Genomic DNA, 12,193 nt, shown 5'->3' on the forward strand with positions numbered 1-12,193 from the left:
CATAAGACCATGGCCCCGGCGCAAAAGGCAAGCCGGGCTCAGCCGCGCGAGGTGACGATCAACTCGGGGCCAAAGATCACATCGGCATAGTCCGCCAGATAGATCTTCAGCCAGGGGGTGAAGCGCTCCGGATGGCGTGCGACCTCGGCCAGCAGGTCGTGATAATCCACCCAGCGGGTTTCCATCACCTCGGCCGGGTTCGGCGCCAGCCCGAGCGGCGCCAGCATATGGGCGAGATAGACATCGACCACCTCATGCTCGATCAGCCCGTCGCCGACGTCGGCGCGATATTCCAGCGTATGGCGATACTGCGGATAGAGGCCGGTCAGCCCCAGCTCCTCCTCCAGGCGGCGCACGGCGCAATGGTCGGAGGCTTCGCGCCACATCGGATGGGTACAGCAGGTATTCGCCCAGAGCCCGGGGGTGTGGTATTTGCCCATCGCCCGGCGCTGCATCAGGATCTTGCGCCCCTGCACCACAAAGACCGAAACGGCCTTGTGCCGCAGCCCGTCCTGATGGGCGCGCAGCTTGTCCACCGGGGTCAGCCGGTCATCGACCCAGGCGGGGATCAAATCGGGACGGCGCTCTGGCATGGTTCTCCTGACGCTACATGGGCCCGGTCGGGCGACTGTCGAAAGCCGGTGATTTAAGCCATGCGCGGCGATATCTCAAGAGCGGGCCCTTGCTACACGGCGCCGCAACCCTGGGGCAGACCCCTGTGGCTGCGGCGCGTTGGCAGCTCTGTGCCAGTCTGTGCCGTCCGGGCAGCGTCAGTTGGTGGCAGAACTCTCGTCCGCCTCACCCTCCGCTGCGGCCGGGCCGAACTGCGCCAGATAGGCATAGACGTCCTCGCCACCCTTTCTCAGGCGAAAGGACATTTTCGACTTGGCGCCACCATCGTCGAGATAGGTCTTAAGGAAATCACGCGGATCCTCGACATAGGCGACAAACTGCTCTTCGTCCCAGACCAGCCCGGCTTCGCCGGCGGCGACAAGATCATCGCCATAGCGGAAATCCTCGACTGTGCCCGCCTGGCGGCCGACAATGCCCCAGAGGTTGGGGCCGGTGCGCCCGCCCTTGCTGATGCTCTCGCCGGTGTCAGAGACGATCTGGTGGCAGGATTTACACTTGTTGAAGGCTTTCTCGCCCTTGTCGGCGTCGCCCTCGGCAAAGGCCGGGGCGGCAGCAAGGCTGGCAAGCAGGGCTGTGGTGAGAATGGGTTTCATAAAACTGGCTCCTATGCGTTCTAGTCGCTGGTCGCAGGTTCTGTCGGACGCCGAGGTGGAGTCAACGCGACATTCTGGTCCTAGGCGGAGTATGTGGTGTGCTTTGGCGCAAAGGGCAGGGGCAAATGGTGCCAAAACACTTGCCGATCAGGCCGACCAGCAGGGAAGGATGTCTCCGGCTGCGGGGGTGGCGGCGTGGACGGCGCGGGCGATCGCCCGGGACAGGCAAAGCGCAGAGGCATGGCACAGGCCCAGCATGTCGGTTGCCGGATCGCCCAGCGGCACGGCACCGGTGGCGGCGGCAAAGACCAGATCGCCGTCATGCGGCCCGTGCGAGGGGACGATCGCCCGGGCCATGCCGTCATGGGCGGCGGTGGCCATGCGCTGGGCCTCGGCCTTGGTGAGCACAGCATCGGTGGCGACGATGGCGATGGTGGTATTGGCCCCGTCCGAGGACACCGGCGCCCCGGCGAGCGCGGCCATCGCCTCCATCTTGCGGCTGCGCAGGCTGCGCCCGAGGCCGGATGCGGGGTCGGGGCCAAGACCGCCGAACTCGCCGTCGATCTCAAACGGGGCGGCCCAGAAATGGCGCTCGCCCGGTGTGGTGACGGATCCGATCGGGTTGGCCACCACCAGCGCCCCGACGGTGTGGCCGCTGTCGAGCAGCAGCGAGGCGGAGCCCAACCCGCCCTTGTGCATGCCGGTCAGCGCGCCGGTGCCGGCGCCGTGGCTGCCAAGGGTGAACTCGGCAGCGGCGGCCTCCAGCGCGGCGCGGCCCAGGGCGGGGTAGGGGCTGTCGTCCCAGTCCTTGTCACCGCCGTTCAGCAGGTCGAAGATGATCGCCCCGGGCACGATCGGCACCACGGCGGGGCCGAGGCGAAAGCCCCGCCCCATCGCGCGCAGCCCCGCGACCACGCCGGAACAGGCATCCAGCCCATAGGCCGACCCGCCCGAAAGCACCAGCGCATCCACCGCCTGCACGGTCTTGTCCGGGGCCAGCAGGTCGGTTTCCCGCGTGCCCGGCGCGCCGCCCATGACATGGACGGCGGCGGTAAAGGGCTGATCGGCAGTCAGCACCGTGGTGCCGGATTTGAGGGCGTGATCCGCGGCATTGCCGACCCGAAGGCCAGCGACATCGGTGATCAGGTTGCGGGGGCCTGGGGTCATTGCGACATCCTGTTGCAAAGCGGAGCGCCCCTGACGGGGCGCACAGGTTGAGCGCTGGCGCGCGGATTGGGGGCGGCCGCAGGTGTCAGATACACCGGCCGCCGTCGACTTCCATGCAGACGCCGGTGACCATGCTGGCCTCGTCCGAACAGAGATAGAGCGCGGCGTTGCCCATGTCCTCCGGGGTGGAAAAGCGGCCCAGCGGAATGGTCGAGAGGAACCTGGCCCGCACCTCCGGCGTGTCCTCGCCCATGAACGACTTCAGCAGCGGCGTTTCCCCGGCGACCGGGTTGATCGCATTGACCCGCACGCCCGACGGGGCCAGTTCGACGGCCATGGTGCGGGTGGCGGTGATCATCCAGCCCTTGGAGGCGTTGTACCAGTTGAGCCGCGGGCGCGGTGACACGCCGGCGGTGGAGGCCACATTGAGGATTGCACCGGCGCCGCGCGCTTTCATGTGGGGAACCAGCGCCTGGGCGGTCAGGTAGACGGATTTCATGTTCACGGTGAACACCCGGTCGAAATCCTCTTCCGAGACCTCTTCCAGCGGGGTGGGCAGATGGGTGACGCCGGCGTTGTTCACCAGGATGTCGACCTGGCCAAATGTCTCTTGCGCCGCGTTGGCCATCGCCAGAACCGAGCCGCGGTCCCCCACATCCACGGTCTGCGCGCAGGCGGATTGCCCGTGCGCCGCCGCCAGTTCGGCCGCGGCGGTTGCGTTGATGTCGGCGATCATCACCCGCGCGCCTTCGCGCAGAAACGCCTCCACGATCCCCTTGCCAAAGCCCGAGGCGCCGCCGGTCACGATGGCGGTCTTGTCCTTGAGGCGCATGGTTGGCCCTCCCTCTCCTGCTGATTGGCGGCAGGATGGCGCGGGGGCGCAACCGGCGCAAGGGGCGTTGCCGGATCTGTGCTCAGTCGCCGTCGACGCGGCCGCGCAGGGATTTGACCTCGGCGCGGGTTTTCTTGGCCTTGAGGCGACGCTCGACGCTGCCCCGGGAGGGTTTGGTGGCGATGCGACGCTTGGGTTTCACCAGGGCGCGGCGGATCAGTTCGGCGAGGCGTTCGCGGATGATCTCGCGGTTGCGCGCCTGCGAGCGGGTCTCGTCACATTGCAGGATCAGCGCGCCGTCGTTGGTCCAGCGCCGCCCGGCGATGCGGCGCAGGCGGGTTTTGACCGGGCCGGGCAGATGCGGCGAGCGTTCGGCCTCAAAGCGCAGCTCGACAGCCGAGGAGACCTTGTTGACGTTCTGCCCGCCGGGGCCAGAGGCGCGCATGAAGCTCTCGGTCAGTTCCCAATCCTGCAGGGTGATATCGTCGTTTATGCGTAGCATGGGCGGACCATAGAGCATGTCGTGCAAAAGTGGGAACCGGTTTTGCACTATCAGACATGCGTCATCCAGAAGAGCATGTGGTGCAAAAGTGGGAACCGGTTTTGCCCCCGGATAAACGCAATCGGGGCAATTACATCTGACGCGGGACTGAGATCCCGCTCTGTCAGCAGCAACGGCCAGAGCACGCGGTTGGCACGCGCAATACCCTGAATACGCACGGAAAAGGGCCGCTCCATATGGGGCGGCCCTTCCGAAAGTCTTTGAGAGCAAAGGCAGGTTAGGGTGCATTCTTATGCAAACCCAGCCGGTTGGCCTCTGCCAGAGAGGGCTGCCTCAGTGGCGGACCGCTCCGGTGGTTGCTGCTCCTTGCTCCAATCCCTTTCTTGACACTGGATCACCTCCTTTTCTCTCTGTTTCTGTTGTCTTCAGAGTGGCACGGAATTCTCGGATCACCAAATGAAAATCGCGCGAAATCAGATCTCGGCGGTCTGGCTGCGCGTCAAACGGGCAACAATCAGGCGGAAGGGGATCAGCGCGATCAGCGCCAGCGACAGCTTGACCAGCCAGTCGGCCACGGCCAGCGACACCCAGAGCGGGGCAACCGGGCCTGCGCCCAGAAGCGGCAGCATCTCCCCGGCCCAGGAGACGTCATTGCCGGGCTCGATAAAGGTCAGCGCGCCGGAGAAGGCGATGGTGAAGAAGATCGCGGTGTCGAGCGACGAGCCGATCAGCGTGGAGGCCAGCGGCGCGCGCCACCATTTGCCGCCACGCAGGCTGGCAAAGATTGCCACGTCCGTGAGCTGCGCCAGCAGGAAGGCCAGACCGGAGGCGATGGCGATCCGCAGGGTCACCAGCGGGCCGAACTCGCCCATGATCTGCGTGCCAATAAGCGAACAGATCACGCCGACGATGAAACCGGCCAGCACGACCTTGCGCGCGGGGCCTGCGCCATAGACGCGGTTGGTCACATCGGTGACGAGGAAGGCGATGGGATAGGTAAACGCGCCCCAGGTCAGCCAGTTGCCGAACAGGAATTGCACGAGGATGTTGGAGGCCACCACGACGGCAGCCATGGCGAGAACGCCAGGAAGATAGGTGCGGGTCATGTATATTACCGTTTTTTAGACAAGGTCGCGGAGACTTGTGCACCCCATTCGGAGCGCGAAAGATCGCTTCGTTTATGCGGATCCCGGGGCAAATGCAAGAGAGTGCCCCCTGTTTTTATGGGGCGATCCGCATCAGCGGCGGTCGGGCAGATCGTATTCGACCAGCTCCGTGCGCTGCACCCAAAAGAAATTGTCGTCCGAAATCATGGTCGCGCGCAGCGTGCCGGATGCGGTGCGCCAGATGCTGACGCCTTCGAGGTTGTCATGCTGTGCCAGGGGCGTATTCAGCAACACGTCTCCGCCGCTCAGACCCTGATCCGACAGATCAAAACGGCGCAGGCGGCTGCGAAAGCCCACGGTGACAAATTTGCGCTCCAGCACATAAAGGGCACCATCGGGGCCGAAATCGGCCCCCACCGGCAGAAACCCGTCGCCTTCGGGATAGGGGCCAAGCCCCTGCCAGCCCGTTGCTTGGCGCCAGCGCCAGACCCGGGAGACCTGCGCGTCGCGGGCGGAAGCTTCGGAAATCAGCAGCAGTTCGCCCGCCGGGCCATAGGCCAGAGATTCAAAGGACGCGTTGAAATAGAACCGCTTGAACGCCGCGGGCTCGGACAGGGCGCGGACCTGCGTGCCGTGATACTCCAGCACCCGATGCGGGCTTTCGAACGACACGAAATACCTGTCGTCTCCGGCCAGGGCGAGGCCCTCGCTGTCCTCGACCTTTTCGGCCACGGGTGCGCCATCCGCGTCGCGCAGACGTCCGTTTGTGGTCATCCGCAGGCTTGTTATGACGCCTTTGTCGCGCGTGATCTCGCCAGAGACCATATGCGCGCGGTCGGTGATCGCGGTAAAGCGCAGGCCGTCATCCGAGAGCTCCAGCCCCGACAGGCCGCCGAACCACGGGGCGTCCTCCTGCCAGCGATAGCTGGAGACATGGGTCGCGCTGTTGCTGTCGGCGTGGGTTACTTTCCAGACCGCCGATGCCGCCCAGGCCGCCGCGCAGAGCGCGACGATCAGGGCAGCAGAGAGCGAGGCTAGTCGGACGAGAGAACGGCGGCGCATTGTTGGGGAAGATCCGAAAGGGTGTAGTCCCTGCGCGGTTTAGGCTTTGGCGCGTTCGGGTCAACCGGTTTTGGCGGCGGCGGGTTCAGGATGTTGGCGACCCATTGCCGGGCGTCATCACAGCCATCACCGCGCGGGGGCGGATCCTGGTCGACACAGCCCCGGGCGCCACGCGGGCAGTTCAGCCGCACGTGGAAATGATAGTGATGCCCCCACCAGGGCCGGATCTTGCGCAGCCAGCTGCGGTCGCCGGTTGCGGTGTCGCACATCTTCACCTTGGCGCCGGGGAAGACAAAGATCCGCGCCACACGCGGGTCCGATGCGGCGGCTTTCAGGATCTCGTGATGCTGGGCGCTCCAATTGGAGTTCACATAGGCCCCGCTGGCGCGCCGCAAGGAGATCGACGAGATGTTTTCGCGGGCCTCGCGGCTCAGATCGAGCCGATCCGGCGGCAGCATCCAGATATCGGCATCCAGGCCGATCTGGTGGCTGCGGTGCCCGGACAGCATCGGCCCGCCCCGCGGCTGGCTGATGTCACCCACGTAAAGCCCCTGCCAGCCCGGCTGACGCGCGGCGACGCGGCTCAGGTCCTGAATGAAATCAATGGTCTCCGGGTGCCCCCAGTTGCGGTTGCGGCTCAGGCGCATGGCCTGCCAGGTGGGGCCGGTCTCGGACAGCTGCACCGCCCCCGCGACGCAGCCCTTGGCGTAGGACCCCAGGGGCGCCGGGCGTTGGGCGGAGCCGTCGCGCTTGGCGCCGAACAGCTGTTTGGCGGGCGCGGTGGAGTTCACCGCCTTGTTGGCAAATGACGCGGCGGATGGGCGCGGGCTGTCCTGCGTCGGCGCGCAGGCGGCCAGCACAAACGCCGCCAGGGTGACCTGTCGAATGAACCTCAAACCTGATCTCCTTCACCATCCACCCGGGTCAATAAAAGCAGACCAAGGGCAAAGAGCGCAATCACTGGTGTAATCCCAAGCCGCGCGCTGCCCGTGAGTGTTGTCATCAAGCCGATCAGCGCTGGCGCGAGAAAGGCCGTCGCCCGGCCGGAAAGCCCATATAGTCCAAAGGCTTCGGTGGCGGTTTCCGGGGTTGTGTGACGCACCATCAGGGTGCGGCTGGTGGCCTGCAATATTCCGCCGAAGCCGCCGATCAGCACGCCGCAGGCAAAAAAGACCTGATCCGGCAGGCTTGATCCGTCGACCAAAGCGACGCCAAAGATCTGCGTGCGGGACATGTTGACGACGATCAGGCAGACCAGGCTCAGCACCAGAATGGCGGTCACAATCACCGGTTTCGGGCCAAACCGCGTGTCCGCCAGCCCGCCGATCCAGCTGAACAGCGCCGCCGAGATCGCGGCGATAATGCCAAAGATGCCGATCTGGGTGATCGACCAATCGAGCACCAGCCCCGCATAGACGCCGCCAAACCCATACAGCCCATTAAGCGCATCGCGATACAGCATGGAGGACACCAGATAGCTGGTGAGGCTCTTGCGATGGGCCAGCCCCTTAACCGAGGCGACCACCATCGACACCGCCCGACCAAGGCTTGCGCTGCCGCGTCGGGGACCGCGTGGATCGCGTACCCAGGCAAAATAGGGGATCATGAAGAGGGCAAACCAGATCGCCACAAAGGGCCCCACCGCGCGGGTGCCCTCGCGCGCGCTGGCGTCGAGGCCGAGAATGGGGTCAAGGCCGATCAGCGTCTTGCCGCTGTCCTGTTCGACAAACAGCAACAGCATGATGAACAACGACACCACCCCGCCGAGGTAGCCAAAGGCAAAGCCGGAACCGGACAGCTGCCCGACCTCTTCCTTGCTTCCCAGCGACGGCAGCTGCGCATTGACAAAGATCAGCGCAAACTCCGCGCCGATAAAGCCGACGCCGAAACTAATGAGCATCCACCACAGGTTGCTGCCCGCCGGATCCATGAACCACAGCCCCGCCGAACCCAGCACATAGGCCACGGAAAACCCGATGATCCACGGCAGTTTGCGCCCGGCAATATCGGCCAGCGCCCCGAGGAAGGGCGCCGAAAGCCCGATAATCAACCCGGTGATGGTCAGGCAGAGCGACCAGCTCGATTGCGCCTGCGCCTTGGCCGCCTCGCTCTCCAGCCCCGTTGCCAGGAAATACTCGGTCGCGCTTGCGGCAAAGAAGGGGCCAAAGACGAATGTCACCAGCAGCGTGTGATAGGGCTGGCTGGCCCAGTCGAAAAACCACCAGCCCCAGATGCGTTTGCGCAGGGAAATGCCCTGCGCCGCCGTAAGTTCCGCCATTACCGCCCCCAAATGCCCGACTGCACGTTGGGTCTAGCTATGGCAGGGGTCAGGAGGCGCTTGCAAGCCTCTCGTGGTGGGCACCGGTGCCCGCATCCGCCATCGGCGGCCAGGGGCGCTGATCTTCGGCGGCGCACCAGGCCTGCACCCAGTCGGGCAAATCCGGGGTCGGAATGTCCTGGCCCCAGGCCTTGATCACCCGTTCGGGTGGCACGATGCCGTTCTTGTCGGTCACCACCGTGCGCAAGAGTGCGTGGTTGGCGCAGTCGCCGTTCGCCTTCCACATGCCCTGTTCCACGTAGATAAAGCGGTTGTCCCAGCCGATGGCGCGGCTTTTCATCTCGAACCGTTCAAAGGCTTTGATGCGGCGGCGATAGCGGATCGAGGTGCCCGCCACGGCCACGGCCCAGCCTTCGCGTTTTAATACTCCGGCAAGCCCGGTGCGCAGGGTCAGCATGGTGCGCCCCAGATCATAGAGCGTCAGCGTGCGGCCGTTGTTCAGCTCCATCCAGATGTCGATGTCCCACGGCCAGCAGTGATGACGCGACACATGGGTGTCGAGCGGCGCAAGGCGCGGCTGGCGGCTGGCAATCACGGCATCTTTCAAAAGGCGGACGATCGGGTACATCTGAACACTCCGGTTTACTTGTTCCCTTGATGCCACCTGTTCACCACACGTCAACCTAGGACCTTGCGGAAGGGTTGCGAAATCCGCGCGCCCCGCCTACCTGTGTTGCGGTTCGAAAGAGGAAAGTTCAAAGATGCAGTCGCTGTTTCAAATCCTGATGCTGGTCCTGGACATTGTCTGGTTCTTCATCATTGCCCATGTGATCATGAGCTGGCTGATCAATTTCCAGGTGCTGAACCTGAACCAGCAGTTCGTGGCGCAAATCTGGTATGGTCTGAACCGTATCCTCGAGCCGCTCTACGCGCCGGTGCGCCGCATCCTGCCCAATATGCAGGGGCTCGATCTGGCCCCGCTGGTGGTGCTGATCGGTGTCTATGCACTGCGCATCATCTTGGTGAACAACGCAGCGATGTTCTACTAGCGCCTGCGCCAATTGACCGCTGCGGCCCGCGGCGGGTCTTGCCCCCCGATTCCAGCTGTGGGATTGTGCCGCTCATAACCTGAGCAGACCAACCCACAGGCCCCCTATGCACGACGCAATCCCCCTGTTGCGCGATATCTTTGGATTCGACGGCTTTCGCCCCGGACAGGAAGAGATCGTCGACGCCGTGAGCGCAGGCGAAAACGTGCTGGCGATCATGCCCACGGGGGGCGGCAAATCCCTGTGTTTCCAACTGCCTGCGCTCAGGCGGCAGGGGATCACGGTGGTGATTTCGCCGCTCATCGCGCTGATGCGCGATCAGGTCCGCGCCTTGCAGGAGGCCGGGGTCTCTGCCGGGGCGCTCACCTCTGGCAATACCGAGGAAGAGACCGAGGCGGTCTGGAACGCGATCGAGGCGGGCGAGCTGAAGCTATTATACATGGCGCCCGAACGGCTGGCCGCAGGCAGCGCCATGGGGATGCTGCGCCGCATTGGCGTGTCGCTGATCGCGGTGGACGAGGCGCACTGCGTCAGCCAGTGGGGCCATGATTTCCGCCCGGATTACCTGCGCATCGGCGAGCTGCGCCGCGCGCTGGGCGTGCCGCTGGCGGCCTTTACCGCCACGGCGGATCAGGAAACCCAGCAAGAGATCGTCCAGAAACTCTTTGATGGCGAGGCCCCGCGCGCCTTCTTGCGCGGCTTTGACCGGCCTAACATTCACCTCGCCTTTGCCGCCAAGGACAGCCCGCGCAAACAGATTTTGGAGTTTGCCGATGCGCGGCGCGGCCAGTCGGGCATTGTCTATTGCGGCACCCGCGCCAAGACCGAGGATATCGCCCGCGCGCTGGAGGCCTCGGGCCATGTGGCCTGCCACTATCACGGCGGCATGGAGGCCGAGGATCGCCGCATCGTGGAAACCCGCTTTGCGCGCGAGGATGGGCTGATCGTGGTGGCCACGGTGGCCTTTGGCATGGGCATCGACAAGCCCGACATTCGCTGGGTGGCCCATGCGGATCTGCCCAAAAGCATCGAGGCCTATTATCAGGAAATTGGCCGCGCCGGGCGGGATGGGGCGCCCGCCGAGACGATGACGCTGTTTGGTCCCGAAGACATCCGCCTGCGCCGCAACCAGATTGACGAAGGCCTTGCACCTGCGGAGCGGCGCGGTGCGGATCATGCACGGCTCAATGCCTTGCTGGGGCTGGCGGAGGCAATGACCTGTCGCCGTCAGACCTTGCTGGGTTATTTCGGCGAAGAGGCGCAGCCCTGCGGCAATTGCGATCTCTGTGATGTGCCGGTCGAGACGTTTGACGGCACCACCGCCGTGAGGAAGGCGCTCTCGGCCATTCTGCGCACCGAGGAGACCTATGGCGCGGGGCATCTCATTGATATCCTGATCGGCAACGCCAATGACCGCGTGCGCCAGAAGGGGCATGACGATCTGTCGGTCTTTGCCTGCGGGCGCGAGCATTCAAAGCCCGAGTGGCAGGCCATCTTCCGGCAGATGATGGGGCGCGATCTGGTGCGGCCCGACCCGGAGCGCCACGGCGCGCTCAGGATGACCGAACCGGCGCTGCCGATCCTGCGTGGCGAGGATAGCATCACCCTGCGCAAGGACACCATCAAATCCGCCACCCGCCGCCCGGCGGTCAAGGCGCTGGTCTCGGATGAGGATGCGCCCCTCTTGTCGGCGTTGAAGGCCAAGCGGCGTGCCCTCGCCGAGGCGCAAAAAGTCCCGGCCTATGTGATCTTTCCCGACCGCACATTGATCGAGATGGCGGAAAAACGCCCGCAAAGCCTGGATGAGATGGCGCGCATTTCCGGCGTTGGGGCAAAAAAGCTGGACCGTTACGGCGATGAGTTCCTTGGGGTGATCACCGGCGAGGCCGAAGCGCTGCACCCGGCGCGGCGCAAGCTGGCCGGACGCGAACAGGGCTCGATCTACGACACGTTGCTGGAAGTACAGGCGCGGTTGCAACGCGGCGCATGCGGCACCCAGAAGCCGCTGACCTGCTCGGCCTCGCAACTGGCCAAGGTGGCGCAGATGCGCGGTGACGATGAGAGCGGCCTGGAACGTCTGCTGGGGGAGCGCCGCGCGGAACGTTTTGCATCGGCGTTTCTGGACGTCCTGCGCGGCGCGGGCTAAGTCGGTGCCAAGAGCAAACGGAGGCAGAGAATGCTGGTAGTAACATCCCCCGCCAAGAAACTCGACTGGTCCGACCGCGATGTGGAGATGACCTATCCCGCGCTCCAGGACGACGCCATCGCCCTGGCAGAGGTGGCACGCACCCTGTCGGTGGGTGATCTGATGAAGCTGATGCATATCAGCGAGGATCTGGCCAAACTGAACCACGAGCGGTTTCGCAGCTTTCAGGCCGACCCCAGCGACTCGGACCTGCGCCCTGCCGCGCTGGCCTTTGCCGGCGATACCTATCAGGGGCTGGAGGCGACCTCGCTCGACGCCGATGAACTGGCCTGGGCGCAGGATCACTTCCGCATCCTGTCCGGGCTCTACGGGCTGTTGCGCCCGCTGGATGCGATGCAGCCCTATCGGCTGGAAATGGGCTCGCGGCTGGCGACGGCAAAGGGCAAGACCCTCTATGCCTACTGGGGCCGCAAGATCGCCGACGCGTTGAATGCGCAGGCCGATGTGGTGGGCAGCGATGTTCTGGTGAACTGCGCCAGCCAGGAGTATTTCGGGGCAGTGGATCTCGATGTTCTGAAACCGCGCGTGGTGACGCCGGTGTTCCTGGAGGACAAGCCGGGCGGCCCCAAGGTGGTCAGCTTCTACGCCAAGAAGGCCCGGGGCGCCATGACGCGCTTTATCATCCAGAACCGGCTGACGGATGCGGCGGCGATCACCGGGTTTGACAGCGGCGGTTATGCCTATCAGCCCGAGATGTCCGAGCCTGACGCGCCGGTGTTCCTGCGCCGCGCCTGACGCCGCACGCGGCCCTAGGATCCTGACCCT

Annotated in this window: 13 protein-coding genes; 3 read left to right on the forward strand and 10 right to left on the reverse strand. The window is 64.9% G+C overall.

From position 1 onward, the window contains the following. Positions 1 to 38: 38 nt before the first annotated feature. The 10 genes from idi to MHM88_RS17370 all read right to left on the reverse strand — a co-directional run bounded on the left by idi (position 39) and on the right by MHM88_RS17370 (position 8,801). The gene (gene idi / locus MHM88_RS17325; RefSeq protein ID WP_239324994.1) at positions 39 to 593 is read right to left on the reverse strand and encodes an isopentenyl-diphosphate Delta-isomerase; all 555 of its coding nucleotides are present in this window, start codon (positions 591 to 593) and stop codon (positions 39 to 41) included. Between the two features lie 177 nt (positions 594 to 770). Further along, positions 771 to 1,226 (reverse strand): cytochrome c family protein, encoded by a 456-nt coding sequence (locus MHM88_RS17330; RefSeq protein WP_239367818.1) that lies wholly within the window; start codon positions 1,224 to 1,226, stop codon positions 771 to 773. A gap of 147 nt (positions 1,227 to 1,373) precedes the next feature. Next, positions 1,374 to 2,393 (reverse strand): P1 family peptidase, encoded by a 1,020-nt coding sequence (locus MHM88_RS17335; protein ID WP_239367820.1) that lies wholly within the window; start codon positions 2,391 to 2,393, stop codon positions 1,374 to 1,376. A gap of 85 nt (positions 2,394 to 2,478) precedes the next feature. Further along, the gene (locus MHM88_RS17340) at positions 2,479 to 3,225 is read right to left on the reverse strand and encodes an SDR family oxidoreductase (RefSeq protein ID WP_239367822.1); all 747 of its coding nucleotides are present in this window, start codon (positions 3,223 to 3,225) and stop codon (positions 2,479 to 2,481) included. A gap of 82 nt (positions 3,226 to 3,307) precedes the next feature. Then, positions 3,308 to 3,727 (reverse strand): alternative ribosome rescue aminoacyl-tRNA hydrolase ArfB, encoded by a 420-nt coding sequence (gene arfB / locus MHM88_RS17345; RefSeq protein WP_239367824.1) that lies wholly within the window; start codon positions 3,725 to 3,727, stop codon positions 3,308 to 3,310. 473 nt (positions 3,728 to 4,200) lie between these two features. After that, positions 4,201 to 4,833 (reverse strand): queuosine precursor transporter, encoded by a 633-nt coding sequence (locus MHM88_RS17350; RefSeq protein WP_239367826.1) that lies wholly within the window; start codon positions 4,831 to 4,833, stop codon positions 4,201 to 4,203. A 132-nt stretch (positions 4,834 to 4,965) separates the two neighbouring features. After that, complete coding sequence (locus MHM88_RS17355) at positions 4,966 to 5,895, reverse strand: esterase-like activity of phytase family protein (protein ID WP_239367828.1); 930 nt, start codon at positions 5,893 to 5,895, stop codon at positions 4,966 to 4,968. Continuing rightward, the gene (gene mepA, locus MHM88_RS17360; protein ID WP_239367830.1) at positions 5,868 to 6,791 is read right to left on the reverse strand and encodes a penicillin-insensitive murein endopeptidase; all 924 of its coding nucleotides are present in this window, start codon (positions 6,789 to 6,791) and stop codon (positions 5,868 to 5,870) included. The genes MHM88_RS17355 and mepA overlap by 28 nt, the downstream gene beginning before the upstream one ends. Continuing rightward, on the reverse strand, positions 6,788 to 8,173 hold the full coding sequence (locus MHM88_RS17365) for an MFS transporter (protein WP_239367832.1): 1,386 nt from the start codon (positions 8,171 to 8,173) through the stop codon (positions 6,788 to 6,790). The genes mepA and MHM88_RS17365 overlap by 4 nt, the downstream gene beginning before the upstream one ends. A 49-nt stretch (positions 8,174 to 8,222) precedes the next feature. Further along, positions 8,223 to 8,801 (reverse strand): acyl-CoA thioesterase, encoded by a 579-nt coding sequence (locus MHM88_RS17370; RefSeq protein ID WP_239367834.1) that lies wholly within the window; start codon positions 8,799 to 8,801, stop codon positions 8,223 to 8,225. Between the two features lie 133 nt (positions 8,802 to 8,934). On the opposite strand from MHM88_RS17370, the gene MHM88_RS17375 reads away from it, so the two are divergent. The 3 genes from MHM88_RS17375 (at position 8,935) to yaaA (ending at position 12,163) form a co-directional block, all read left to right on the forward strand. After that, positions 8,935 to 9,222, forward strand: coding sequence for a YggT family protein (locus MHM88_RS17375; RefSeq protein ID WP_239325024.1), 288 nt, complete (start codon positions 8,935 to 8,937; stop codon positions 9,220 to 9,222). A 106-nt stretch (positions 9,223 to 9,328) separates the two neighbouring features. Continuing rightward, the gene (recQ, locus tag MHM88_RS17380) at positions 9,329 to 11,368 is read left to right on the forward strand and encodes a DNA helicase RecQ (protein ID WP_239367836.1); all 2,040 of its coding nucleotides are present in this window, start codon (positions 9,329 to 9,331) and stop codon (positions 11,366 to 11,368) included. 30 nt (positions 11,369 to 11,398) lie between these two features. Next, complete coding sequence (gene yaaA / locus MHM88_RS17385) at positions 11,399 to 12,163, forward strand: peroxide stress protein YaaA (protein WP_239367838.1); 765 nt, start codon at positions 11,399 to 11,401, stop codon at positions 12,161 to 12,163. Positions 12,164 to 12,193 lie beyond the last annotated feature (30 nt).

Origin of the sequence: Epibacterium sp. MM17-32 (genome assembly GCF_022348205.1) — a bacterium.
In the GTDB taxonomy this organism is placed as follows: domain Bacteria; phylum Pseudomonadota; class Alphaproteobacteria; order Rhodobacterales; family Rhodobacteraceae; genus Epibacterium.